The organism is Sphingomonas sp. Leaf5, assembly GCF_001421155.1.
Lineage (GTDB): Bacteria > Pseudomonadota > Alphaproteobacteria > Sphingomonadales > Sphingomonadaceae > Sphingomonas.
Genome location: NZ_LMJZ01000003.1, coordinates 79,930 through 104,944, shown reverse-complemented (window position 1 = coordinate 104,944; position 25,015 = coordinate 79,930). Strand labels below are relative to the sequence as shown.

The following is a 25,015-nucleotide window of genomic DNA, read 5'->3' as shown; positions in this document are numbered from 1 at the left end:
TGAACAATCGGTAATGATTCACCGGTTGAGCGAGTAGGTGATGAAGAAGCAGGCGGCGGTCAGCAACAGCATCGCGATGATGAAGGCCGTATCCGCGATCCGTTCCAGCCAGTGCAGTCGCCGCACGCCCTGTACCCGCAGCGCGAAATAGGCGCTGAGCGTCGCGATCAGGAACATCAGCGCGTCGATCGACAACAGGTCGTCCGCAAAGGTCTGGCGCGCGCGCAGGGTGATGGTGACGTGGAGCAGCCCGATGCCGGTCAGGCAGACGCCGACCATCGCCGCGGCGATCGGGCAGATCATCTGACAGGTCCGCTCGTCGAGCAGGTCGCGACGGTTGCGCCGTCCGGCGCGCGGCGGATCGATGCGGTCGGTCATGGCCACCCTGCGGTGCGGCGAAGCGGGCGTCTGCGTCAAGCACAGAAAAGGGCGCGGCCGGCGGATAAACCGTGGCCGACCAGCCTTTCGCATCATATCGCCAAAGCATCTTCCATCGGCTATGGGCCGCTCGCCGACCGCGATGCCGACGCGGGGGCGGTGTGCAACTGTCACACTTCGCCGGTAGGGCGATTCGTTCATTCGGCAGGGGAATTTCGATGACGAGCGCAGCGCTGGAGCGGGATGTACGCCCCGGCCCGAAACTGGACGACAGCTTTGGTCGTGCCGGTACGTTTGGATTCGCCGCGGCGGTCGTCGCCGCACTCGGCTATGTCGTCTACAACGTGTATCGCGATGCGGCGGCGGCGAGCGTCGATCCGCTGACGCTGATGCCGTTCGGGCTGCTGGTGCTGGCGCTGATCATCGCGCTGGGCTTCGAATTCGTGAACGGGTTCCACGATACCGCCAATGCGGTGGCGACGGTGATCTACACCAATTCGATGCCCGCGCATGTCGCGGTCGTGTGGTCGGGCTTCTTCAATTTCCTCGGCGTGCTGCTGTCGACCGGCGCGGTCGCGTTCGGCATCATCTCGCTGCTGCCGATCGAACTGATTCTGCAGGTCGGGTCGTCCTCGGGCTTTGCGATGGTATTCGCGCTGCTGATCGCGGCGATCGTGTGGAACCTCGCCACCTGGGCGCTGGGCATTCCGTCGTCGTCGTCGCACACGCTGATCGGATCGATCATCGGCGTCGGCGTCGCCAACGCGATCCTGCAGGGGCGCAGCGGATCGGCCGGCGTCGATTGGGACAAGGCGACCGAGATCGGAAAGGCGTTGCTGATTTCGCCGCTGATTGGTTTCGGGGTCGCCGCGTTGCTGTTCCTCGCGATGAAGACGCTGATCCGCAACCGCAAGCTGTACGAGGCACCGGTCGGCGACACGCCGCCGCCGATGTGGATTCGTGCGCTGCTGATCTTCACCTGCACCGGCGTCAGCTTCGCCCACGGATCGAACGACGGCCAGAAGGGTATGGGGCTCATCATGCTGATCCTGATCGGGACCGTTCCGACCGCTTATGCGCTCAACCGTGCGGTGCCCGCCGAATATGAAGCGCAGTTCGTCACCAACAGCGCGGCCGCGACGCAGGTGCTGAGCCCGCGCGGTGCACGAGTCAGCCTCGACGATACCGCCGCCCGCACCCAGACGCAGCGCTACATCACCGAGCGCAAGCTGGACGCCGAAACCGTGCCCGCCGTCACCGCGCTGGTCGGCACGATCGACCGGCAGGTCCGCGAATATGGTTCGCTGGCAAAGGTGCCGGCCGCCGTCAGCGGCAATATGCGCAACGACATGTACCTCGCCTCCGAAGCGGTGAAGCGCATCGGCAAGGAAAAGTCGCTGGGCCTGAACGAGCGCGATCAGCAGGTGCTGACCGATTATCGCGGTTCGCTCGACGCCGGTACGCGCTTCATCCCGCTCTGGGTGAAGGTCGCGGTCGCCTTTGCCCTCGGCCTCGGCACGATGGTCGGGTGGAAGCGGATCGTGGTCACTGTCGGCGAAAAGATCGGCAAGACCCACCTGACCTATGCGCAGGGCGCGTCGGCCGAACTGGTGGCGATGGCGACGATCTTCGGTGCCGACAGCATGGGCCTGCCGGTGTCGACCACCCATGTCCTGTCGTCGGGTGTCGCCGGCACGATGGCGGCGAACCGGTCGGGGTTGCAGATGTCGACGGTGCGCAACCTTATGATGGCATGGGTGCTGACGCTGCCGGTGTCGGTGCTGCTGTCGGGGTCGCTGTACCTGCTGCTCAACCGGGTCTTCTGATCGGATGACGGGAGCGGCGGAGCGGGTCGACCGGCCCGATGCGGTGCCGGTCGTGCCGCTCCGCCGCGATCCGGTGGCATGGCTGATCCTGATCCTCGTATGGTTCTCCTGCGCATGGTTCGGATCGTGGGAGTTCAATCCCAACAACGCCGTGCGGATGTTCGCCACGCTGTCGCTGGTCGAACAGGGTGACGCGACGATCGACGAATTCGCGCCGCTGACGATCGACAAGGCGCAGTTCGGCACCCATTATTATTCGGACAAGGCACCGGGGATGACCGTGCTCGGCATTCCCGCCGTCGTCCTTGCCGACCGGATATCGGGGCAACGCGCCGATGCCTTCATCCCCGCCTTCGAAAATGCCGCGTTCAACCGCTTCCTAAAGATCCGCATCCGGCTGGTCGCGGTGACGATCTGTGCGGTGTTGAGCGCGCTGGCGGCGATGCTGCTCTACGACTTCGTTCGCCGGATCACCGGCGATATCGAGGCGGGGGCGGTCGCGGCGCTGGCGTACGGGCTGGGTACCACCGTCTGGGGATGGTCGACGACGATCTTCGGCCATGCGCCGGTCGCCGCGCTGCTACTGATCGCAAGCTGGGCGGTGTGGCGCGGGACCGGGCCGGCGCGATCGCGGGGCCATGCCGTCGTCGCCGGGCTGGCGCTTGGCTGGGCGGTGCTGATCGAGCATTCGGCGTTGATCGCCGGGCTGCCGGTCGCCGGCTTCGCGCTGTGGCGGTTGCGCGATCTGCCGCGCGCCACCGCCATAGGGACGGCCGCCGTCGCGCTGGCTGCGGGAGCAAGCGCGCTGGTCGTGCTGCTCGCCTATAACCTGATCGCGTTCGGGACGGTGTTCCGGCTCGGCTATTCGGGCGTCACCGACTTTTCGGGGATGCAGCAGGGGCTGTTCGGGCTGACCTATCCCAAGCCCTATGTACTGTTCGAACTGATCTTCGGCGAGCGGCGCGGCATGTTGTGGGTCGCGCCGATCCTGATCGTCGCGCCGTTCGGGCTGGCGATGCTGGTGCGGGATCGCGCCACACGCGATCTCGGCTGGCTGGCCGTGGCGGGGGCGGTGGTGCCGTTCCTGATCAATGCCTCTTATTATTACTGGGACGGCGGCAACGCGACCGGGCCACGCCATGCGCTGCCCGCGGTCGGGTTCCTGTGCATCGGCATCGGTGCCTTCTGGGCACGGACGACGCGCTGGTCGCGGGTGGCAGTCGGCGCGCTGCTGGCCGGATCGGTTACGTTGAACATGGCGATCGCGAGTGCCGAGATCACCGCCCCGCAGGACGAACCGCGCGCACTGGCGAAGTCGGTATTCGCGGCGCGGTTCGATCCAGGCTATCTGCGGACGGTGGCCGATGAGTGGTTCGGGTATACGCCGTGGCAGGGGCTGGCGATCTGGGCTTTGGTTGCCGGGTTGCTGACGGTTGCTTTGGCGGTGTTGGTCGGGCGGGCAAGGGTAAGAAGGTAGGGGTTCGCGGAGCCGCGGAGGGGGTGCGCCACGGCAAGACCTTGCCGCGTCAGCGACCTTCTCTGTGCTGCCACTGGAGCAGGTGTCTCCCGGTCGCGAGGCGTTGCCCGGAACGTCACTCCTCCGCGTCTCCGCGCCTCCGCGTGAACCACTCTTCTACTCGGCAGCCTGCGCCTGACGCGCCGGAATGGCAAAACCGAACTTGGCCTCGACCGCCGGGTCGAGCCACGCATGGATATGGGCGAGATCGGCGTCGGATACCGGTGGGTAGGCGGTCGGGGTGAAGCTGCGCCGGCCCTGCCCCTTGTACGTGTCCTGCGCGATGAAGGGATAGGCCATCGCAAGGCCGGTCGCAGCGGCGAGGTCGCCGATCACCCCGGCCGGGTCGGCGCGGAAGGCGTCATAGCCGAGCAGGGCGACATGGTGCGCCCGGTCGTGCAGCCCGGCCCAGTGACGCAGCTTAGCGGTGCGCTTGGCCAGCGGGTTGGCGAAGCGGTCGCCGGTGTCGGGGCAGCGTTCGTGCAGCATCTCGCGGCCCAGCACCGGATGATCGTCCTCGACGCCCCAGAACTCGCTGTCCCAATAGCTGTGCCACGGCGCGCGGATGAAGTCGGAGAAGCCGAGTTGCTTCAGTTCGGGATGGGCATGCCATGGCTGGCGATGCAGGCTGCGCACCCAGTCGACCGGGTCGCGCGCCACCGCCAGCACCATGACGTCGCGGGGGAACAGCACCTGTTCGGGCACGAACCAGTGTTTAAAGCCATAGCCTTCGGTAAAGGCGGCGCGGCCGAGATTGGCCTCGATCGAACGGATCAGGACGTTGGTGCCCGAACAACGCTGTCCATAGACCTGGATCGCGCGGATCGGCGCGTCGCCGCGACGCAGGATCGTCAGGCCGGGGCGCGGATCGGACCAGCCGTCATGCGTCGTCATGCAGGTTCTATTCCCATCTGAATCGTCGGAAATCGTTGAGTTTCCGAAATAATTTGCCGTGCAGGCGCTACGCAGGGAGCCGGAAACGGTTCCGCCGCGTTCGTGCGGCCAAGACGGGTTTTTCCGGGGGACGAATGACGACGCGGCCGATCACCTTCTTCATCCATCATCAGGGTCGCGGCCATGCCAATCGGGCGATGGCGATCATCCGCGAGTTGCCCGCCGATCGCCGGGTGACGATCCTGTGCGCCCGCCCCGACCTGTTCGACGGTTTCGATCGCCCGATCGAGATCGTCGCCCTGCCCAACATGATTGGTGCGCCGGTGCCGACCAGGGCCTTGTTCGACCAGCCGACGCCCGAAGTGCTGCACTGCGTGCCGCTGGGCGTCGAGGCGACGCGGCGGACGATGCGGACGATCCTCGACCATCTCGACGATGCCGCGCCGGCATTGTTCGTGGTCGATGTGTCGGCGGAAATCGCGCTGATGGCGCGGATCGCCAGCGTTCCGGCGATCAAGATCCGCATGCATGGCGACCGCACCGATCCGGGGCATCTGGGGGCGTATCAGGCATGCGTCGGATTGCTGGCGCCGTTCGACGAAGCGATCGAACAGGACGACTTCCCCGACTGGGGCCGGGCCAAGACCTGTTACACCGGTGGATTGTGCACCACGACCGATCCCGTGCCGACCAGGGACGAGGCACGGGCGAAGCTGGGCATCGATCCTACCCAAGAGGTCGTGCTGGTGCTGACCGGCGGCGGCGGGGCGGGGACGCCATATGCGCCGCTGACCATGGCCGCGCGGGCGGTTCCGCAAGCCCTGTGGCTGGTGATCGGGCCGGTCCACCGCGAAGGGCATGAGACCGATTTCGGCAATCTGGTCGAGCGCGGCTGGGTCGAGGGCGTCACCGATTACATCGCCGCCGCCGACGTCGTCATCGCGTCGGCGGGCGACAATACCGTACACGAGATCGCGCGGGTCGGCCGCCCCTATATCTGCGCGCCCGAATGGCGGTATTTCGCCGAACAGACGCGCAAGGCCGACCGGCTGGCAGAGGTCGGCGCGGCGGTGGCGCTGCACCAGTGGCCGGGGTCGCTGGCACCGTGGCGCGGGCTGCTGGATGCGGCGAAGGCACTCGATCCGGCGGCGCTGGCCGCGCTTTACGACGCGGATGCAGCGGCGCGGGCGGCGGATTATATCGAGGGGCTGGCGGTGCGGCTCTGGGCCGATTGACGCGCGGCGCGGGCGAACGACGCCGCACTGATGCACCACAGCGCGCAGAACAGGCCGGTGCCGATCGCCACTTCACGGACACCGTTCGCGCCCGGTGAGGCCCAGCCGAGGCTCCAGCCGACGATGCCCGCCAGCAGTTGCGCGACGGCGGCGACGGCCATCGCCTGTGCCATGCCGCGTGCCGTGAAGCGGGCGAGGACCGCCCCGCCGAGCGCGACGAGCAGCACGATGCCGAACAACGCATTGGCGGGATTGGCTTCGTTGCCGAGAAACCCGACCGCCGCATTGACCCAGATCAGCAGGAACGCGGTGACGACCGCCACCATCGTGCCGAAGCGATAGGCGATGTTCGACGATGCCAGCAGGCCGAGTTCGACCGCGCCGCCCGCCAGCGCGAACAGGATCGCGGCGAAACCGTAATCGGACGACGTCCATGGCGCGCCCAGCAGGGCGGGCATGGCGAGCAGCAACAGCGCGCCGCCCCAGCCGAGCAGGTGTGGATTGATCGATCGGGGCATGACGGTCCTTTCGCGGTCTTCGTACCGGACCCTATGGCCGGTCGGTGTCGGCCGCGAATGGATGGCCTGTGCAGATTCGGTGAAGAATGCGCGGTCGGTGCGTCGATCGGTGTGGTTCCCCTCCCGTTTCGGGGAGGGGAGCGGTCCGGGGCGACCTGCGCCGCCCCGTTCCTCACTTGATGTCGAGCATCACCACCGACTTGGCCGGCAGCGTCACCGTCAGCGTGCCGTTCGCGACCTGTGCGCCGGTAAAGGCGGTCGGGGTCACGGCGTTCGGGTTGTCGAACGTGTTGTGCGCCGTGATCGTCGGGGCGGTCAGCACGCGGCCGGTGACGGTTGCGCCGTTGATCCCGGTCAGCGCCGCCGACACGGTGGTCGGACGGTTCGGATCGGCGTTCGACAGGGCGACATGGACCACCCCGTCCTTGCCGCGCACCGCCGAGGCCGACACCGCCGGCATCACCCATTTGTCGCGCGAGTAATAGGGGCTGTTGACCGTGATCGGCAGCACCGTGCCGTCCATGAACGGCTTGTACATTTCGAACACGTGATAGGTCGGCGTCAGGACCATCTTCGGCCCGTCGGTCAGAATCATCGCCTGCAACACGTTCACCATCTGGGCGATGGCGGTCATCTTCACGCGGTCGGCATGTTTGGCGAAGATGTCGAGGTTGATCGCGGCGACCAGCGCGTCGCGCATCGTGTTCTGCTGGCGCAGGAAGCCCGGCGTCGTGCCCGGGTCCTGTGCATACCACGTGCCCCATTCGTCGACGGCCAGCCAGACACGCTTTTGCGGGTCGTACTTGTCCATCATCTGCGAATGCTTGGTGATCAGCTCGTCCATCTTCCACGTCCGCGCGAGCGTTTCGGCCCAGGCGGATTCGTCGAACTGGGTCGGGGACGCCTTGGGCGGCCAGCCACCGCCGGGCACGGTGTAGTAATGCAGCGAGACGGCGTCGATCTGGTTGATCGCCTCGCGCATCATCACGTCGGTCCAGTTATAGTCCTCGACATTGGCGCCGGATGCGATCTTGAGAACGCGGCTGCCGGTGGGCGACTTGATGAAGGTCGCGAAGCGCTTCGTCTCGTCGGCGGCATATTCGGGGCGCATATTGCCGCCGCAGCCCCACAGCTCGTTGCCGATGCCGAAATAGGGTACCTTCCACGGCGCCTTGCGGCCGTTCTTCGCGCGTTCGTCGGCAAGGGTGCCGGCCTCCTGCGTCATATATTCGACCCACTCGGCCATTTCGCGCGGGGAGCCGTTGCCGACATTGCCCGAGATATAGGCTTCGGCACCGACCTGTTCGGTCAGGTCCATGAATTCATGGGTGCCGACCGCGTTATCCTCGGTCACGCCGCCCCAGTGGTTGTTGATCTTGACCGGGCGCTTGTTCTTGGGCCCGATCCCTTCGCGCCAGTGATATTCGTCGGCGAAGCAGCCGCCGGGCCAGCGGATGACCGGCACGCCGAGCCGCTTCAGCGCGGCGACGACGTCGTTGCGAAACCCGCGCGTGTTGGGAATCCCGCGGTCGTTGCCGACCCACAGGCCGCCATAGATGCCGTTGCCGAGATGTTCGGCGAACTGGGTGAAGATGCGGCGGTCATAGGTCGGACCCTGCTGGTCGCCGCGGATCGCGATCTGCGCCGGCTCGCCGGGCTGCGGATTGGCGGGCGTCTGCGCCGATGCGGTCGCGGCGATCAGCAGCGATGCCGTACCGAGCACGAAATTGCGCGCACGGGTCCGCATCGTGCGGCGTGCAGTGGATTGGTCACGCATTGGGTTCTCGCCCCCTCCTGACTTGTTCTTGTCGGACTATTGGGTAGCGGGCATGTGCATGGGGATCAAGCGTTGATCGGCGTCCGCACCCGCTTTGCTTGCGCGGCGGCGGCGGGTAAGAAGGGGTTTGTCCCAACCGAGCGAGTATGAACTTTTGACGTCATCCCCCCAGTCGTGCGGCCTCGTCGCGGTCCTTGGTGCTCCGAATGCGGGCAAGTCGACGCTGGTCAATGCGCTGGTCGGGCAAAAGGTCGCGATCACCAGTCCCAAGGCGCAGACGACGCGCACCCGGTTGATGGGCATCGCGATCGAGGGAAATACGCAGCTGTTGCTGGTCGATACGCCGGGCATCTTCGAACCGAAGCGGCGGCTGGACCGGGCGATGGTGTCGGCGGCGTGGGAGGGCACGGCGGGTGCCGATGCGGTCGCGGTGGTCGTGGATGGCAAGGGCGGGATCGGGCCGAAGGTCCGCGCGATCGTCGAGCCGCTCGCCGGGCGGAAGGAGTCGAAGATCCTGATCCTGAACAAGGTTGATATCGCCGACAAGCCGCGCCTGCTCGACCACGCGGCGCGGTTGCACGAACTGGCGGCGTTCGAGGAGACCTTCTTCGTCAGCGCGACGACCGGCGACGGCTTGAGCGAGATGAAGGCGGCGCTGGCGAAGCGGATGCCCGAGGGGCCATGGCATTTCCCCGAGGATCAGGTGAGCGACGCCACCGACCGGATGCTGGCGGCCGAAGTCACGCGCGAGCAGCTGTATCACCAGCTGCACGAGGAACTGCCCTATGCCAGCGCGGTCGATACCGAACGCTATCTGGAGCGCGAGGACGGGTCGGTCGAAATCCATCAGCAAATCTATGTCGCGCGCGATACCCAGCGCGCGATCGTGCTGGGCAAGGGCGGGCAGCGGATCAAGGAAATCGGCGCGACCGCGCGCAAGGAATTGCAGGAACTGCTCGGCGTGCGGGTGCATCTGTACCTGCATGTGAAGGTCAAGCCGAACTGGGAAGAAGACCGGATGCTGTACCGCGATATCGGGCTGGATTGGGTCGAGTAGGGATATTCGCTGCTCCCCTCCCTGAAAGGGAGGGGTTGGGGGTGGGTAGGTCCGTGGCTGGCGTAGCGTTTCCCCATGGGCCGACCCACCCCCGGCCCCTCCCTTGTCAGGGGGGGGGAAGAAGCCTCAAAACAGCTTGCGCACCGACAGCTTCACGATCCGCCCGTACGGGTCGAGGAACGACGGCTGGAAGCGGAACGGCACCGCGCCGTTCCGGTCGCGGACGTCGGGGCGGTCGTTGAGGATATTCTGCACCTCGAACTGGAACGTCGTGCCCTTTGCCCACGCCGCCTTGGGGGCGAGTTGCTGGCCTTCGAGCTGCGAATACAGGCCCATGAACGTCGCCGGGGTGAAGCGCAGGTCGGATGCGGCGATGATGCTGCGAATCCGGGTCGGTGCCTGCCAGAAGATATAGGTGCCCAGCCGCACCGGGCCGTAGGAACCGCCGACATTGCCCTGCAATTCATAGCGCGGCCGGCCGCTATTGCCGTCGAGCGATGCGCCATCCAGCAGGTCGAGCTGCGACTGGCCGGGGGCGAGCACCAGCTGATCGTCGAGCCGGACGGTGAAGGTGGTGAAGCTCCACAGCATCGGGCGCTGCCGGGGCGGTGGCGGGGGCGGTGCGTCCTTGGCCAGGGGTGTCGGCGCGGGCGGTTTGGGGCCGAGTTGCCCGAAGAACGACCAGCCGGTGGTGATCTTGCGTTCGCGTTCGCGCAGTGCGTTGATCGGGCGCAGGTCGGCGCGCAGCAATTGTCCGGCGGCATCGCGCGGGAATCGTTCGGGGAACGCCGCTTGCAGCGCGGCGGTCGCGCTGCCCGGATAGACCAGCTGATCGGTGATCCGCGTGTCGACATAGGCGAGGTTCAGGCGCAGCTCGCGGCCCTTGATCGGTTGCCAGTCGACGCCGAGGGTGCGGATCTGGCGCTCTTCGGGCGCGAGATCGATATTGCCGCCGCCGGTCACCGTTATCAACGCGCTGGTGCCGGTCACGAAGTCGAAGAACGGCGTATTGGGAACGGTGACGATCGGATTGGTCAGTGCCGCGATCGCCGGCGGCGTCTGGGCGGTGTTGATCGATGCGGTGATCTGGATCGGACGCCACGGATTCCAGCGCAGCGCGAGGTTGCTGCTGGTCAGGTTGCCATACTCCGATACGCCGGTCAGCCCGAGCGTCGCATTGGCCGAAACCGTGCCGATGGCATCCAGCACACCGCGATCGGCGGAGGTGATCGGCAGGTCGAGACTGGCGCTGCCGCCCGCGATCGTCCGGGTGAGCGATGTCGCCGCCCCGACATTGTCGGCCAGCCGCCCGGTGCTGTTCGAAGTGGCATAGTCGGCGTTGAGGGTCAGCAGCGCCTGTCCGGCCGGCAGATCGAACAGCGGGCCGTTGGCGGTCGCCTTGGCCGTGGCGGTGTTGGTCAGGGTGCGGCTGCGGACGACGATCCGGCCGGCGGTGGCGACCCGACCGGACAGGTCGTACGGATCGGCACCGGCATCGACCGCCGCCTGCAACACCGCCGGATCGACGCCGCGATCGACCGAGGCGCGGGCGCGGACGCGGTCGAATTCGCCGCTCACCGTCCACATCCAGCGACCGATTCCGCCCTGCACCGCCGATCCGGCGTGCAGCGTCAGATTGTCGTTGCGCTGGGTCAGCGCGCCCGCTTCGTCCAGATAGCGATAGAGCAGCACGTCGCCGTCAAACGGGCTGGCGGGATTGGCGGATGGCAAGCGCAGTGCTGCACCCTGCAACCCGGCCAGCGCAAAACCGCGTTGCGCGTCCACGATGAGGTTCAGCGACCCGGTCAGGGTTTTTCCGATCGGCACGGCATGGGTCATGTCGACCTTCAGCTGGTCGCGCGTCGGCAGCGACAGGAAGGGCGAGAGATCGGTCGCGCGGGTCGTGCCGGCGGTATAGGCGCTCAGGCTGTCGCGCCGCGCCGGATCGGTCGGCGCGGCGGTGGCGGTGACCGCGCGCCCGGCGAGGCGATCAAGCGCGGGGTCGATGCTGCCCCCGTTCAGCCCGCGCAGATTGCCGGTACGGTCGAACACCGTGTCGCTGTCGATCTGATAGGGGCGTTCATCGGCGAACAGCGGATTCTGCCGGTCGTATTTGATCGACAGCAGGGTGCGGCGGTCCCCTTCGATCCGGGTCGTGCCCAGTTCGACGCGCGCGGTGCCGCCGCCGCCATCGGTGGTGGTGCCCGCCCCCTGTTCGATGGTCAGCGCGCGAAAATGTTTCTTGGTGACGAAATTGACGATGCGGACCGTGGCCGGAAACCCAAATCGCGCCGAATCCTGTTCGTTGAGAATCTCGGTCCGTTCCAGCGCCTCGTGCGGCAGGGTCTGGATCTCGCGATAGCCGGAGATGCGGCGGCCGTTGAGCAGGAATACCGGTTCGCCGCCGCTGTTCGACGTGGTCAGCGGTTTCAGCAGTTTCAGCAGGTCGTTGATGCTGGTCACGCCCAGGGCGCGGATCGCCTCTGCATCGAGCACCGCGACCGGCGCGGCCTCGCCCAGCGCCGATCCCGGCGGACGCTTGCCGGTGACGACGATGTCGTCCTTGTGCCTGTCGTCGCTGGTTGGTTCGGGATCGTCCTGCGCCAGTACCGGGGCAGGGGCCATCACCAATGCCGCCCCGGCCAGCATCCGCCAGCCGTCCCGCCCGTATCCCGTCATGCAGCATGCTCCATCATCGTTGCGAGCGCGCAATAAGCGGCGTTTCCGACCGGATCGTGGCAAAACGCGGCAGCGGCGCGGCGGGGCCATCCTATCGCGGCAAGGCCGCGTCGTGCATCGGCAGCGACAGTGCGGCGCGGCGATAGGCGGCGTGCATGTCGCGCAGTGCGGCTTCGACCGAATCAGCGTTCAGCCGGTCGACGCCCGGTTCATAGGCGGCGGGCCACAGCTCCTGTCCGGTCAGCACCGCCGCCCAGCTGGGAATCGCGAAGATATCACCCGCCTGCGGGATCAGTCGCCCCTGCGCGCGCCACAATTCGATACGGTGCGAAAGGCTGTCGGGGACGGTCATCGCCTGCATCGCGCGCCAGAAGTCGCTGTCGTCGCGGGTCGTCGCCTTGTAATGCAGCACGACGAAGTCGCGGACCGCTTCGAACGCGCGGGCCATGTCGGCATTATAGGCGTCGCGCTCGGCCGGGTGGACGGCGGCACCGGGGAACAGCGCGATCAGCCGCTGAATGCCATGCTGGATCAGGTGGATGCTGGTCGATTCGAGCGGTTCGACGAAACCGGCGGCAAGACCCAGCGCGACGACATTGTGCGACCACGCCTTGCGCCGCATGCCGGTGGTGAACGACAGCGACCGGACATCGCCGCACGGCTCCCCCGGGACATGGTTGCGCAGCAGGCGTTCGGCATCGTCGGCGGTGGTGAAGCCGCTGGAATAGACATGCCCGTTGCCGGTGCGATGCTGCAACGGTATCCGCCACTGCCATCCGGCGGAATGGGCGGTGGCGCGGGTGTAGGGCGGCAGCGGATCGAGCCGGGTCGTCGGCATCGCCAGCGCGCGGTCCATCGGCAGCCAATGCCGCCAGTCGTGATAGCCAGTCGCCAGCGCCCCTTCGATCAGCAGCCCGGCAAATCCCGAGCAATCGACGAACAGATCGCCGGCGATCGTCCGGCCGTCGTCCAACCGGATCGCGGTGACGTCACCCGTCTCGCCGTCGCGATCGACCTGTACGACCCGCCCCTCATGGCGGACGACGCCCTGTTCCTCGGCGACGCGACGCAGCAGCGCGGCATAGAGGGTCGCATCGAAATGATAGGCATGGGCGATATGCGCGAGCGGGGTGCGGTCGCCGGCCGGTGCGATCCCGAACCGGCCCTCGCGCGCGGCGACGGTGCACATCGAATAATCGGTCACCCGGGTATCGCCGCCGCGCGCGCGGTGCCGCAACCAGAGCTGGTGAAAGGCGACGCCGTGGAAGTCCTGTCCCGCCGCGCCGAACGGGTGGAAATAATGCTGCCCGATCCGGCTCCAGTCGACGAATTCGATGCCGAGTTTGTAGCTGCCCATCGTTTCGCGCAGGAAGCGATCCTCGGCGATGTCGAGCATGGCGTTGAAGGCGCGGATCGGCGGGATGGTCGCTTCGCCGACACCGATTGTGCCGATCGCGTCGGACTCGATCAGCGTGACACGACGCCCGACCGGTCCGAGCGCGCGCGACAGCGCCGCCGCCGCCATCCAGCCCGCCGTTCCGCCGCCGACGATGACGACTTGCCGTACTAATCGACCCGGTACCGGTGCCGCAAAGGGTTCTGGTGCGGCTTCCGGCATGGTCTCTCCCCTATCGGTTCAGGATCGAATCGCCGATGGTTGGCCGTCCGCATACCGTATCGTCGGCAACAATCTTACCAGATTCCGGCGTTTGGCAAGGGTCAGATTGGGTCAGCATGGGTGTCGACCACCCGTCGCGAATGCATTGCGCAATTGGTAGCGATATCAGCAACGCTACAGCAACAAATAGCTCTTGAAAGTAGGACAAATAGATAATAGCGATTTGTCATACAGAACACAAAATACAAAACAGGGGGGGGTTAAATGCGTCGTTTCACGCTGATGGCGTCGGTCGCCGTCGTGCCATTCATGCTGGCTGCCGCGCCGGCATCCGCGCAGGTTTCGCCGACCGACAAGCCGGTCGGTGCCGATGCCGGCGAGACGGTCGAAGTACCGGACGCGACCAAGAAGGACGACGAGCAGGCCGAAATCCTCGTCCGTGGTCTTCGCCGCAGCCTTGCCAGTTCGCAGGCGATCAAGCGCAATTCCGATGCGATCGTCGATGTGATCGTCGCCGACGATATCGGCAAGCTGCCCGACTATACCGCCGCCGAAAGCCTTGCGCGGATCGCCGGTGTGCAGGTCACCCGCTTCAGCGACGAAGTGAACGGCGTCCTCATCCGCGGCCTGCCCGACGTCGCAACGTCATATAACGGCCGCGAACTGTTCACTGCCGAACTGCGCCGCGTCCAGTTACAGGATTTCCCGGCACAGGCGATCGCCAGCATGGAAGTCTACAAGTCAGGCACCGCCGATCTGGTCGAACCGGGCCTTGCCGGCCTGATCAACGTCCGCACGCGTCGCCCGCTCGATTTCAACGGCCGCGTCATCGCCGGCGGCTTCCGCGGCACCTACAATGACCAGAGTCGCAAGTACGATCCGGGTGGCAACGTGCTGATTTCGGACCGCTGGAAAGTCGGCGACGGCGAAATGGGCCTGTTGGTCAACGCCACCTTCGCGCAGTCGCAATATTATAACGGCGTCCGCTACAATGCGAGCTATGTCCGTGATTCGCGTTACTCGGATTTCGGCGTGCAGGGTGCGAAGGTTCGCGACAATTTCGCGAACGGCAACGCCAATGGCTTGTTCTTCTTCCCGAACAATGTCGGCCTGTATAATGACGGCGGCAAGCGGTATCGCCCGTCCGGCAACTTCGCGCTGCAGTACAAGCCCAACCCCGACACCGAAATCTACGTAGAGGGTATCTACCAGGGTTATCGCGGGCGCGGCTATGCCGACAATTTCGACGTGCCGCTGGAACAATGGGGTCCGAATTCGACCCCGCCGGTCTTCACCAACGTCGTGTTGATGGATGGGCAGTCGTATAACGACACCAAGCTGCTTCCCGGCAAGGAACCGCCCTATGACGTGACGACGGTACCGCAGGCGGCATCGCTGTCGAAGACGTCGGGCTCCGAGCCGCAGGGCTATCGCAACACGACGCAGGATCAGACCAACACTTATCAGATCGCGACCGGTGCGCGCTGGCAGACCGATCGTGCGACGCTGTCGACCGACCTTGCCTATAGCCGGAGCCGCTACAACCGCGATAACTACAGCCTCGATTTCCGCACCATCGGCGCGAAGTCGGTCGACGTCGCGTTCGATCGCGATGGCGGCGTGTCGTTCAATTTTCCGAGCTGGGATCCGTTCAATCCCGCCAACTACATGTTCCGCGGCTATTACGAAGCCACGTACGACGTGAAGGGCGACGACTGGCAGTGGCGCGGCGACCTTGGCCTCGATACCGACTGGGCGGCGCTGCCGAAGATCCAGTTCGGTCTGCGCGCGACGAAGCATCACAGCGAGCGCACCACCGACGGTTCACGCTATGCCGAATTGTCGGCGGCATTGATCCCCTATGCATCGTTGCCGATCGGCGAGCTGTCGAAGACGATCGACCCGTTCCGCGGCAGCGCGCAGGGTTTCGTGTCGTACCTGCAACCGCCGCGTGCCGGCATCTACGAGAACCGCGAAGCCCTGCGGAAGCTGAGCTACGATACGCTCGCTCAGCTGGTGGCACGGTTCCCGAACGATCAGGGGTATAAGGACCGGCTGGCCGAATGGAGCACCGAAGCGATTCAGGTGCCGACGACCTCGGGCTGGCAGGCCGACGAGAGCACCTATGCGGCCTATGCGCAGGGCAAGTATAATTTCGCGCTGGCCGGGCTGGAAATCGACGGCGTCGTCGGCGTTCGCGCCGTGATGACCCACGGTACCAGCTTCGGTGTGTCGAACATCTGTACCCTGAACGATGGCGGCACGCCGGCCGATCCGCGGGACGATACCTGCACCCGTTCGCTGTCGGAGCGGACCGAGAAGCAGGACTATCTCGACATCCTGCCCAACGTCAGCGCCCGCATCAAATTCACGCCGGAACTGCAGCTTCGTCTCGGCTATACCAAGACGCGGACCAAGCCGAATTTCGGCGACCTGAACCCGGCGCTGAACATCCAGCCGGTGATCTACCAGCCGTGCCTCGAACCGACGGCCCCGAACTACAACCCGACCGACACGACCAGCTGCCGGATTCCGGGCCGCATCTACCCGAACTATAGCGGGTCGCAGGGCAATCCGTCGCTCAAGCCGTTCACGTCGACCAACTACGACATCAGCCTCGAATGGTATTTCTCGAAGACGGGCTATGTCAGCGCGTCGGTGTTCCAGCGGGATATTTTCGGGTTCACGACCGGGGTGCAGCGGTTCCGCAACGATCCGCAATATGGCATCCTGGCGCTGTCGAGCCCGATCAACGCTGGCGATGCGAACATCAAGGGCGCGGAAGCCAATTTCCAGACCTTCTTCGACTTCCTGCCGGGCGCGTTGAGTGGCTTCGGTGTCTCGGGCAACGTCAGCTACTTGACGGGCAAGAGCCGGTATCCCAACGGCTACAACCCGAATACCGACACGTTCGAGGGGGAGGGTGCGTATCTGACCATCCCCGGCCTGTCGAAATGGACGTACAACGCTGCGCTGTTCTATGAAAAATCGGGTCTCGTCGCCCGGATATCGTACAACCGGCGTTCGGACTGGGTGAATCGGTACAATACCGACCAGTTGAGCGGTTTCCAATATTCGGGCGAGTCGACCTATGCCCGCGATCGGCTCGATGCCGGGGCGAGCTACGACATCAACAAGAACATCACCGTCAGCGCCGATATCGGCAACATCCTGGCGCGGCCGTTCCGTAACTATGTGAACTTCCAGCCCGGCCGGTCGTCGCCGATCGACGTGCGCGATGAGGGTCGTTACTACGGCGTGGGTCTGCGCTTCCGATTCGGCGACTGAGCGCACGCAAGAAGGGCCGGCCCCCCGTGTCGGAGGACCGGCCCATTCCCTGACCCCGTTACGCCACCGGGGGTCGGGAGAGATTTAGCGGCGGCAGTAGCGCGGCGCGTCCGACTTATCGATCGCGCGGCCGGCAAGGGCGCCGACGCCACCGCCAAGGATGGTGCCGAGCAGGCGATTGCCGTTGCCGCCGACTTGGTTGCCGAGCAGGCCGCCAGCGATCGCGCCGATCACCGTGCCGCCGTCGCCATTCTCGCATCCGCGGTTGTTGCTGCGGCGGGCATAGTTGCGATCGTTGTAGTAACCGCGGTCGCCGCGATATTCGCGGTAGCTGCGGCCGTCGCGATAGTCCCGCTCATAGCGGTCCCCGCGCCAGCTCTGCGCCGATGCGGCGGTCGGAGCGGCGGCGGTGGCGACCGTGGCAAGGACGGCGGCGGCGAGCGTCAGCTTCTTGAACATGAGTCTTCTCCCTCAAATCTGGCGACGGTTCCCGTTGGGCAAGTCCGTCTGTGATTTGGGGTATGCCCTGATTCGCTTGAGCCGATACTGAATGCGCCTGTTAGCTGCCGTTCATTATCGGGCCGGAACGGTCGCGGGGGCGATGCGGGTTTTGCTTTAGTTCCGTGCCCCGAAACCCTATATACTCGCTATGGCAACGAACCCCAATCAGAACGATTACGGCGCAGACTCGATCAAGGTGCTCAAGGGGCTGGACGCGGTCCGCAAGCGCCCCGGCATGTATATCGGCGACACCGACGACGGCTCCGGCCTGCACCATATGGTGTTCGAGGTCAGCGACAATGCGATCGACGAGGCGCTGGCCGGACATTGCGACCGCATTCTGATCACGCTCAATGCCGACGGGTCGGTCTCGGTCGAGGATAACGGCCGCGGCATTCCGACCGGCATCCATAGCGAAGAAGGCGTGTCGGCGGCCGAGGTCATCATGACCCAGCTCCACGCCGGCGGTAAGTTCGAGAATACCAACGACGACAACGCCTACAAGGTGTCGGGCGGCCTGCACGGCGTCGGCGTGTCGGTGGTGAATGCGCTGAGCGATTTCCTCGACCTGACGATCTGGCGCGACGGACAGGAGCATTATATGCGCTTCCGCCGCGGCGATGCCGAAGCGCCGCTGAAGATGGTGGGGCCATCGGACAAGCGCGGGACCCGCGTCACCTTTTTGCCCAGCCCCGACACGTTCAAGATCGTCGAATTCGATTTCGACAAGCTGGAACATCGTTTCCGCGAGCTGGCGTTCCTGAATTCGGGCGTGCGGCTGGTGCTGGTCGATGCCCGGCACGCGGAAACGCGCGAGGTCGAATTGTTCTACGAAGGTGGGATCGCCGCGTTCGTGAAATATCTCGACCGGACCAAGACGCCGCTGATGCCCGATCCGATCGCGATCCACGGCTTCCGCGACGATGTCGGCATCGACGTCGCGCTGGAATGGAACGACAGCTATTACGAAAACGTCCTCGCCTTCACCAACAACATCCCGCAGCGCGATGGCGGCACGCACATGGCGGCGTTCCGCGCGGCGCTGACGCGCACGCTCAACAATTATGCCGACAAGTCGGGCATGTTGAAGAAGGAAAAGGTCAGCCTGACCGGCGACGACATGCGCGAGGGGCTGACCGCGATCGTTTCGGTCAAACTGCCCGATCCGAAATTCTCGTCGCAGACCAAGGACAAGCTGGTCTCGTCGGAGGTCCGTCAGCCGCTCGAAGCACTGATGGCCGACAAGCTGGCCGAGTATCTTCAGGAAAATCCGGCCAATGCGAAGTCGATCATCCAGAAAGTGATCGACGCCGCCGCCGCGCGCGAGGCCGCCAAGAAGGCGCGCGAGCTGACCCGGCGCAAGGGGGCGATGGACATCGCGTCGCTGCCCGGCAAGCTGGCCGATTGCCAGGAGCGCGATCCGGCCAAGTCCGAACTGTTCTTCGTCGAGGGTGACTCGGCCGGTGGTTCCGCCAAGCAGGGCCGCGACCGCCATTTCCAGGCCATCCTGCCGCTCCGGGGCAAGATCCTAAACGTCGAGCGTGCGCGCTTCGACCGGATGCTGGCCAGCCGCGAGATCGGGACGATCATCACCGCGCTCGGCACCGGCATCCGCGACGACTTCAACCTCGACAAGCTGCGCTACCACAAGATCGTCATCATGACCGACGCCGACGTCGACGGCGCGCATATCCGCACGCTGCTGCTGACGTTCTTCTATCGCCAGATGCCCGAGATCATCGAGGCGGGGCACCTCTATATCGCGCAGCCGCCGCTGTATAAGGCCACGAAGAGCCGGTCCGAAGTGTATCTGAAGGACGACAACGCGCTCGACGAATATCTGGTCGAGGCCGGGGTGAACGCGCATGTGCTGGAAAGCCCGGCGGGCGCGCGCAGCGGCGACGATCTGAAGGCGCTGCTGGGTCATGCCCGGCGGATGCGGACGCTGATGCGCTATGTGCCGCGGCGGTACGACATGGGGATCGTCGAGGTGCTGGCGCTGGCCGGTGTGCTCGATCCGCAGATCAGCGATGCCGACCGTCAGACGCGGTTGCAGGATGCGGTGTCGCGGATCGGGCGGACCGATGTCGAGGCGGACTGGACCGCGCGCGTGACCGAGGATGGCGGGCTGCAGTTCCAGCGCCGCTGGCGCGGGGTGACCGACACCCACAATATCGAACCGGCGTTCCTGCTGTCGGCCGAGGGGCGCAAGCTCCACAGCCTCGCCGCCGAGGAAGCGGCGAGCTATGCCGGCGTGTCGAAGCTGGTCAGCGCCCGCAGCGCCGCCGATCCGCTGGCCGACGCCGAGGAAGAAGCCCCGGCCGTCGCCGGCAAGGGCGAGACGCTGGTCGCACGGCCCAGCCAGTTGCTCGACGCGATCCTGGCGGCCGGGCGCAAAGGCCTGTCGATCCAGCGCTACAAGGGGCTGGGCGAGATGAACGCCGAGCAGTTGTGGGAAACCACGCTCGACCCGTCGAACCGGTCGATGCTGCGGGTGGCGATCGATCAGGCCGATGTGGCGGACGAGATCTTCACGCGGTTGATGGGCGATGTCGTCGAACCGCGGCGCGACTTCATTCAGGAAAATGCGCTGAACGTCGCCAATCTCGACGTTTGACGCCGGTTCGGTGTTTCGGGGAGCCTTCATCCTGACCCGCCCGCTGGGCGCGGCGGTCGGCGATTTTCTTGACAAGCCGGTCGATCATGGCGGACTGGCGCTCAGCCGGCCCCTCGCCTCAGTCGTGCTGGCGACCGCGATCGTGCTGCTGGTGGCGATCCTGCCACAGCGCGAGGCGGAGGCGGATCGCGGGCAGGCACCGAATGGCAGATCGACGTGCAAGGTAGGACCGGGAGCGTAAACTCCCGGTACTTCCCGGACGTCAGAGCGCGGTGGCGCGCGGGCTGTTCACGCTATGGCCGCCGTTGCGGCGCAGGATGTCGCTGACATTCGCATCCGCTGCAACTGCGTCGACGGTGACGAGGACGCCACCACCGGTCAGGTGCTCGCCGTAATAGGATGCGTCCTCGTCGCTGATGCCATGGCCCTTCAACACTTCGTTAAAGGTCCCGGCGGCGGCACCCGCAGCGGCCCCGATCGCCATTGCGCCGGGCACGGCGGTGGCAGCGATCGCACCGGCCGCGACCAGCGGGCCGACGCCCGGGATCGCTAGCGCAAGTACGCCGAGACCGGCACCGAGAGTGCCACCGCCCAGCACGCCACGAGCGATGCTTTCATGATGCTCGTCGGTGATTTCGCCGTCGACATCGCGTGCGGTCGTCGTGCCGTTGTTGCGTGCGATCACCGACAGCGCGCTGTCGCCGACCCCGGCGCTGCGTAGGTCGGCCACCGCCCGCTGCGCTTCGGCTTCGGTGTCGAAGATTGCCGAGACGGTCTGGCCCGTTCCGCGCGACGTTCCGGCCGTGGCGGCGGCAACGCCACCGCTGCCGCTGGTGACGGCGTTCGCGGCGCGATCGAGCGGGCCGCGGTTCGGGTCGTCATGGCCGTGCAAGGCATTTTCGGCCCGGTCGAACGGACCGCGGTTCGGATCGTCGCGATGCAGCGCACCGTCGATGCCACCGCTGCCGCCGGTGATGGCGTTCGCGGCACGATCGAGCGGGCCGCGGTTGGAATCGTCGTGGCGGTCGAATGCGCTTTCGGACCGCCGGGCGATGCCGTCGTCGGTAGCATTGTCCCCGTATCCGTTCCGGTTGCCATCGCTCATGCTGTCTCTCCAATCGAGTTGTCTTGCCGGAGCACAGTCGGGTGGAGCGTAGGGGGTGCGGTCCATGGGGCTGTACCCAGGCAGGTTCGAACGTGCCGGGGCGTGGACGGTTCACCGGAGCGCTTCGGGGCGATGGTGCAGCAGCACTATCTCGTTGGTTCAACCGCTCATCCGGGCTTGGGCAGGACGGCATGATTCGCCCGTCCGGCGACAGGCCCCGCAGCTACAGTCCGTGCGAGCCGAGGCCGCGCTCGCGGCCCCAGATGACGGCACCGCTGCGGCGATTGACGCCCAGCTTGGCGTAGATCCGGGCGACATGATTGCGGACCGTGTTGCGCGACAGGTGCAGCCGCTGCGCAATGTCGCCGTCGTCGAGATCGTCGCAGATGAGGCCGAGGACTTCGCGTTCGCGGGCGCTGAGGTCGATGGCGGGGGCGATCGGCCCCGGTCGCCGCAACGTCGCGAGCTTGTCGAGGATCGAGCGGCTGAGCCAGCTGGCGTCCTTCATCACTTCGTCGATGGCCGCGGCCAGTTCCGCTTCGTTGCGTCGCCGCTCGGTGACGTCTTGATAGACCCATAGCACGCAGGGCTGCTGGTCCATGTCGACGGCTTGCGCGGAGACGAGGCAGTCGATGGGGCCGCGCTCCCGCGCCAGCAATCGGGCTTCTTGCTGGTGGAGCGATTCGGTCGCCGTCAGGGTCGCTTCCGCGACCGCCCGTTCGGCCGCCGTTTGCCAGAGCGCCAGTTCGTCGGCGATTTTTCCCAGCAGGCGTTCGTCGTCGAGACCGGTGAGCGACCGGAAGGCGGCGTTGACCCGCGCGATGCGATGGTCGGCATGGTGCGTCACCACCATGGCGACCGGTGCCATGTCGAAGACGGCGAGAAGATGCCGCTCGCTCGCCTGCAAGGCGTTCTCGGCTTCGCGACGTGGTTGCAGATCGGCGAAGGTCAGCAGCAGCGCGTCCTCCTCGGTGACGTCGATGGGTTGGCCGGCGAAGACGACCAGTCGCCGGGTCCCGTCGGCGACGAGCAGTTCGGCGTCGGACTGTGGCAGGACCCGACCCTGTTCGATTCGGGCACGGGTCGCGGTCGGGTCCGCCAGTCCGCCCAGCAGGTCGAGCCCGAACAGGCTCTTTCCGGCAAGCTGTTCCTGCGAGAAACCGGTAAGGGCCAGAAATCCGGGATTACCCTGCACGATGCGCAGATCGCGCAGGCGCACGATCAGGGCGGGGGCGGGATTGGCTTCGAACATCGCCCTGAACCGTCGTTCGGCGTTGAAGCGTGCGGACACGTCGCTCAGGACCAGCGCCAGATAATCCGCATCGCCGCCATCGACGTCCATGGTCACGTCGCGGACTTCATGGACCCATCGCACCTCGTCGTCGCCCGCCGGGGCCACCTGCACCGTCTCGTCGGGGAATGCTTCGCCGGCCAGCAGTCGAAACAGCGGATATTCGCGGCGTTTGAGCAGGCGGCCAGTGCCCGACCGCAGGGTGAAGCGTTCGGCATAGCCCTCGGCAGTCGCGCCCAGGTCTTCGACGCGATCGATGCCGTGCATCTTCAACGCAGCGGCATTGGCGCGCAGGATGACCCCGGTCGGATCGACGACGATGACGCCGTCGAGCAATTGGGCCATCAGTTGTTCGAGATGGCGGAGCGTGGGCGGTGCAGCGGGATCAGGCATGGCCCTTCAACCGCTGCGGGCGGCGCTGCGTTCCCGGCATCGTACCAGTTACAATAGTGCTGCTGCACCATGCGCCGCGAGAGTCGCCGATGGCGGGTCGTGAACCGAAGGAATGCATCACCCGTTTCACCATGGTCCTCAGTTTAAGAAAAAGGAATGGTCATGGGTCTCCTCATACTCCTCGTCGTCGGCGGTATCATCGGTTGGGTCGCCAGCCTGATCATGCGGACCGACGGGCAACAGGGCATCGTCCTGAACGTCGTCGTCGGCATCGTCGGCGCGCTGCTCGCCGGTTTCCTCGTCACGCCGCTGATCGGCGGCGCGCCGATCACAAGCGGTGTCATCAGCGTTCCGTCGATCCTGGTGTCGCTGGTCGGGGCGATCGTGCTGCTCGCGATCATCAACCTCTTTCGTCGCGGCGCGGTTCGGTAAGCGCGCTTACGGGCACTGGCCGATCGTCTCGGCCGGTGCCCGCATTCAGCCGGCATCGCCGGGCGACCGCGGCCTCGCGCGCGGGGGAAGCGCGAGGCTGCGGGGGCGGTCGCGGCGGGGGGCGATCCGACGGCAGCAGCGCAGGGGACGTTGCCGACCGCGATCGTGGATGCAGCAGCGTTCGGCGGGGCCGGCAAGCAATAGGCCGGGGATGTGCGGACCCGCGATGCCGATACCAACATGACGAACGGCATCGGGCAAACGCCGGTTCAGCCCGACGGGTCGGTTATCTTCCTGGGGAAGCGACACTGTCGCGGGGCGTGGCGGGCGCGACCGTCGGCGACAGTGCCTCCCACTCCTTTACCGCCATCGCTGCATAGGTGCCGCCGGCATAGCTGGCGTCGAACACCGCGCGCAGCCGCCGGGTCGTGACCGGTTCGAAGCGCACCGTCTGGGCGCGGTCGGCTGCGGTGCCATAGCGCGTCTGCGCCACGACCGGTTTCCACCGGCCGGCCCAATATTCGATCCGCCATCGCGCCGGCGGGGCGACGCCCACCCCCGATCCGGCGGGCTGATCGGCCCAGAACCAGATGCGCGACCCGTTCAGCGTGACGGGTGCCTGCCAGCGATACTCGATCCATTGTTGCGGCGGGTTGTGGTCGGTCCAGCTGCCCCACAGGTCGGGGGGCAGCGGATTGCCGGGAATCTTTCCGTCGTTCAGCGCGCCGATCCAATATTGCAGGGGGATCGGCACGTTCGATGCGGTCGCTATGGCGGACGGCGCGCGGTTGCGGGTCGGCGGGCGCGGGGGCAGCGGACGTCGGGTCGGGACCACCGGCAGGATGCGCGCTGGCGTGGCGGTATCGTCCCACCACAGCCTGTCGATCGCCACGCTGCGGTGGAAATGACCGCCGCCGATGCCGTCGGCGGTGTGATAGGCGATGTACCAGCGGCCCTTGAACGGCACGATCCCGGCGTGCGACGTGGTCGAACTGACCGGTTTCAGAATGACCCCGCGATAGGTCCACGGCCCCCGGGGGTCGGAGGCGGTGCCATAGGCCAGACAGGCGTAATAGACTGCCGCGGTGCAATCCGATGTCGACCCGGCATGGTTGCCGGCATAGATCAGATAATAGGTGCCGTCGCGTTGCAGGATCCACGGTGCCTCGAAATAGCCGGTCAATCCCGTCACGGCGAAGGGTTCGCCGATCGTCGTCACCATGTCGCGTTGCAGCTCGATCCCGCGCAACCGGCCGAACGATCCCCAATACATCCACACCCGGCCATCGGCGGCCACCAGCACGGTCGGGTCGATATTGTGGATAGTATTGGCGACTGGCCGCTTCTGCGACACGATCGGGCCGGCGGGGTGTGCATCGCGGAACGGGCCGGTGGGCGTATCAGCGACCGCGACCCCGATCGCGAACCGGTCCCCGGTATCGGGACCGCGTTCGAGGACCGGGGCATAGAGATAGAAGCGCCCGTCCAACCCCTTGACGATCTGCGCGGCATAGGCGCGGCCGGGTTCGGCCCAGGCGAAGATCGTTTCCGGCCGGGCGAAACCCGGGCGGTGCGTCCATTTGCCCGATGCCGGTGCGGTGGTCGACAGCAACTGCCATTCGTTCATGATGAAATCGTTGACGCCCGCCGGAGCCTCGTCGCGCCCGGCGAGGATGTAGAGCGTGTCGCCATCGACCAACGGTGCCGGGTCGGTCGACGACGGCGTGTCGAGAACGGGATTGCCGGGCGTCGTCACCTGTCGCACGTCCTGCGCCGGCAATACCGCCGGCAGCGCCAGCACCACCGCCATCAACCTGCCGCGCATATCGTCCCCCCGCCGGTTTCGGTCGACGGTACGTGACCCCATTCCTGCATCCAGCGCAACCGGCG

17 protein-coding genes and 1 pseudogene are annotated in these 25,015 nt (G+C 66.1%); 8 read left to right on the top strand and 10 right to left on the bottom strand.

Features of this window, described 5'->3' with window-relative positions:
• Positions 1 to 18: 18 nt before the first annotated feature.
• Complete coding sequence (locus ASE50_RS04700; RefSeq protein WP_056001243.1) at positions 19 to 378, bottom strand: hypothetical protein; 360 nt, start codon at positions 376 to 378, stop codon at positions 19 to 21.
• 218 nt (positions 379 to 596) lie between these two features.
• On the opposite strand from ASE50_RS04700, the gene ASE50_RS04695 reads away from it, so the two are divergent.
• Positions 597 to 2,204: an inorganic phosphate transporter gene (locus ASE50_RS04695; RefSeq protein ID WP_082438797.1), complete on the top strand. Its 1,608-nt coding sequence runs from the start codon at positions 597 to 599 to the stop codon at positions 2,202 to 2,204.
• Between the two features lie 4 nt (positions 2,205 to 2,208).
• Positions 2,209 to 3,681 (top strand): hypothetical protein, encoded by a 1,473-nt coding sequence (locus ASE50_RS04690; RefSeq protein WP_056396326.1) that lies wholly within the window; start codon positions 2,209 to 2,211, stop codon positions 3,679 to 3,681.
• A 156-nt stretch (positions 3,682 to 3,837) separates the two neighbouring features.
• On the opposite strand, the gene ASE50_RS04685 is transcribed toward ASE50_RS04690, so the two are convergent.
• Positions 3,838 to 4,614, bottom strand: a complete 777-nt coding sequence (locus tag ASE50_RS04685; protein ID WP_056396323.1) for a hypothetical protein — start codon at positions 4,612 to 4,614, stop codon at positions 3,838 to 3,840.
• 134 nt (positions 4,615 to 4,748) lie between these two features.
• On the opposite strand from ASE50_RS04685, the gene ASE50_RS04680 reads away from it, so the two are divergent.
• A complete protein-coding gene (locus ASE50_RS04680) occupies positions 4,749 to 5,849 on the top strand; it encodes a glycosyltransferase (RefSeq protein ID WP_056396320.1) in 1,101 nt (366 codons plus the stop codon).
• Here the strand turns inward: ASE50_RS04680 and ASE50_RS04675 are convergent.
• Together ASE50_RS04675 and ASE50_RS04670 are read right to left on the bottom strand one after the other, a co-directional pair.
• Positions 5,810 to 6,367 (bottom strand): hypothetical protein, encoded by a 558-nt coding sequence (locus ASE50_RS04675; RefSeq protein ID WP_056396317.1) that lies wholly within the window; start codon positions 6,365 to 6,367, stop codon positions 5,810 to 5,812. The two genes, ASE50_RS04680 and ASE50_RS04675, sit on opposite strands and share 40 nt — an antisense overlap.
• Before the next feature lie 172 nt (positions 6,368 to 6,539).
• The gene (locus ASE50_RS04670) at positions 6,540 to 8,114 is read right to left on the bottom strand and encodes an alpha-N-arabinofuranosidase (protein ID WP_056396314.1); all 1,575 of its coding nucleotides are present in this window, start codon (positions 8,112 to 8,114) and stop codon (positions 6,540 to 6,542) included.
• A 184-nt stretch (positions 8,115 to 8,298) separates the two neighbouring features.
• On the opposite strand from ASE50_RS04670, the gene era reads away from it, so the two are divergent.
• Entirely contained in the window at positions 8,299 to 9,201 is a 903-nt protein-coding gene (gene era / locus ASE50_RS04665) for a GTPase Era (RefSeq protein ID WP_056396312.1), read from the top strand.
• Positions 9,202 to 9,327: 126 nt separating this feature from the next.
• Here era and ASE50_RS04660 read toward each other — a convergent pair whose 3' ends face one another.
• A complete protein-coding gene (locus ASE50_RS04660) occupies positions 9,328 to 11,880 on the bottom strand; it encodes a TonB-dependent receptor (RefSeq protein WP_235512159.1) in 2,553 nt (850 codons plus the stop codon).
• A gap of 91 nt (positions 11,881 to 11,971) precedes the next feature.
• Positions 11,972 to 13,498 carry a tryptophan halogenase family protein gene (locus tag ASE50_RS04655; RefSeq protein WP_056396307.1) on the bottom strand — a complete coding sequence of 509 codons (1,527 nt, stop codon included), beginning with the start codon at positions 13,496 to 13,498 and terminating at the stop codon, positions 11,972 to 11,974.
• Between the two features lie 264 nt (positions 13,499 to 13,762).
• On the opposite strand from ASE50_RS04655, the gene ASE50_RS04650 reads away from it, so the two are divergent.
• Positions 13,763 to 16,786, top strand: coding sequence for a TonB-dependent receptor (locus ASE50_RS04650; RefSeq protein WP_200909477.1), 3,024 nt, complete (start codon positions 13,763 to 13,765; stop codon positions 16,784 to 16,786).
• A gap of 84 nt (positions 16,787 to 16,870) precedes the next feature.
• On the opposite strand, the gene ASE50_RS04645 is transcribed toward ASE50_RS04650, so the two are convergent.
• Positions 16,871 to 17,245: a glycine zipper 2TM domain-containing protein gene (locus tag ASE50_RS04645; protein ID WP_056396304.1), complete on the bottom strand. Its 375-nt coding sequence runs from the start codon at positions 17,243 to 17,245 to the stop codon at positions 16,871 to 16,873.
• A 190-nt stretch (positions 17,246 to 17,435) separates the two neighbouring features.
• Between ASE50_RS04645 and gyrB the strand changes: the two genes are divergently transcribed.
• Positions 17,436 to 19,904: a DNA topoisomerase (ATP-hydrolyzing) subunit B gene (gene gyrB, locus ASE50_RS04640; protein ID WP_056396301.1), complete on the top strand. Its 2,469-nt coding sequence runs from the start codon at positions 17,436 to 17,438 to the stop codon at positions 19,902 to 19,904.
• A 10-nt stretch (positions 19,905 to 19,914) separates the two neighbouring features.
• A pseudogene (locus tag ASE50_RS04635) lies at positions 19,915 to 20,145 on the top strand (hypothetical protein); the annotation flags it as partial.
• A 21-nt stretch (positions 20,146 to 20,166) separates the two neighbouring features.
• Here the strand turns inward: ASE50_RS04635 and ASE50_RS04630 are convergent.
• Entirely contained in the window at positions 20,167 to 21,009 is an 843-nt protein-coding gene (locus ASE50_RS04630; protein WP_056396295.1) for a hypothetical protein, read from the bottom strand.
• A gap of 223 nt (positions 21,010 to 21,232) precedes the next feature.
• On the bottom strand, positions 21,233 to 22,693 hold the full coding sequence (locus tag ASE50_RS04625; RefSeq protein WP_056396292.1) for a PAS domain S-box protein: 1,461 nt from the start codon (positions 22,691 to 22,693) through the stop codon (positions 21,233 to 21,235).
• 162 nt (positions 22,694 to 22,855) lie between these two features.
• On the opposite strand from ASE50_RS04625, the gene ASE50_RS04620 reads away from it, so the two are divergent.
• On the top strand, positions 22,856 to 23,125 hold the full coding sequence (locus tag ASE50_RS04620; RefSeq protein ID WP_056396467.1) for a GlsB/YeaQ/YmgE family stress response membrane protein: 270 nt from the start codon (positions 22,856 to 22,858) through the stop codon (positions 23,123 to 23,125).
• Positions 23,126 to 23,411: 286 nt separating this feature from the next.
• On the opposite strand, the gene ASE50_RS04615 is transcribed toward ASE50_RS04620, so the two are convergent.
• Complete coding sequence (locus tag ASE50_RS04615) at positions 23,412 to 24,950, bottom strand: family 43 glycosylhydrolase (protein WP_056396289.1); 1,539 nt, start codon at positions 24,948 to 24,950, stop codon at positions 23,412 to 23,414.
• Between the last annotated feature and the right edge of the window lie 65 nt (positions 24,951 to 25,015).

Excerpts from the sequence above, each read along its gene's own strand:
- ASE50_RS04700 (WP_056001243.1), bottom strand. The coding sequence starts at position 378 with ATGACCGACCGCATCGATCCGCCGCGCGCCGGACGGCGCAACCGTCGC.
- ASE50_RS04695 (WP_082438797.1), top strand. The coding sequence starts at position 597 with ATGACGAGCGCAGCGCTGGAGCGGGATGTACGCCCCGGCCCGAAACTG.
- ASE50_RS04690 (WP_056396326.1), top strand. The coding sequence starts at position 2,209 with ATGACGGGAGCGGCGGAGCGGGTCGACCGGCCCGATGCGGTGCCGGTC.
- ASE50_RS04685 (WP_056396323.1), bottom strand. The coding sequence starts at position 4,614 with ATGACGACGCATGACGGCTGGTCCGATCCGCGCCCCGGCCTGACGATC.
- ASE50_RS04680 (WP_056396320.1), top strand. The coding sequence starts at position 4,749 with ATGACGACGCGGCCGATCACCTTCTTCATCCATCATCAGGGTCGCGGC.
- ASE50_RS04675 (WP_056396317.1), bottom strand. The coding sequence starts at position 6,367 with ATGCCCCGATCGATCAATCCACACCTGCTCGGCTGGGGCGGCGCGCTG.
- ASE50_RS04670 (WP_056396314.1), bottom strand. The coding sequence starts at position 8,114 with ATGCGGACCCGTGCGCGCAATTTCGTGCTCGGTACGGCATCGCTGCTG.
- ASE50_RS04660 (WP_235512159.1), bottom strand. The coding sequence starts at position 11,880 with ATGACGGGATACGGGCGGGACGGCTGGCGGATGCTGGCCGGGGCGGCA.
- ASE50_RS04655 (WP_056396307.1), bottom strand. The coding sequence starts at position 13,498 with ATGCCGGAAGCCGCACCAGAACCCTTTGCGGCACCGGTACCGGGTCGA.
- ASE50_RS04650 (WP_200909477.1), top strand. The coding sequence starts at position 13,763 with ATGCGTCGTTTCACGCTGATGGCGTCGGTCGCCGTCGTGCCATTCATG.
- ASE50_RS04645 (WP_056396304.1), bottom strand. The coding sequence starts at position 17,245 with ATGTTCAAGAAGCTGACGCTCGCCGCCGCCGTCCTTGCCACGGTCGCC.
- gyrB (WP_056396301.1), top strand. The coding sequence starts at position 17,436 with ATGGCAACGAACCCCAATCAGAACGATTACGGCGCAGACTCGATCAAG.
- ASE50_RS04630 (WP_056396295.1), bottom strand. The coding sequence starts at position 21,009 with ATGAGCGATGGCAACCGGAACGGATACGGGGACAATGCTACCGACGAC.
- ASE50_RS04625 (WP_056396292.1), bottom strand. The coding sequence starts at position 22,693 with ATGCCTGATCCCGCTGCACCGCCCACGCTCCGCCATCTCGAACAACTG.
- ASE50_RS04620 (WP_056396467.1), top strand. The coding sequence starts at position 22,856 with ATGGGTCTCCTCATACTCCTCGTCGTCGGCGGTATCATCGGTTGGGTC.
- ASE50_RS04615 (WP_056396289.1), bottom strand. The coding sequence starts at position 24,950 with ATGCGCGGCAGGTTGATGGCGGTGGTGCTGGCGCTGCCGGCGGTATTG.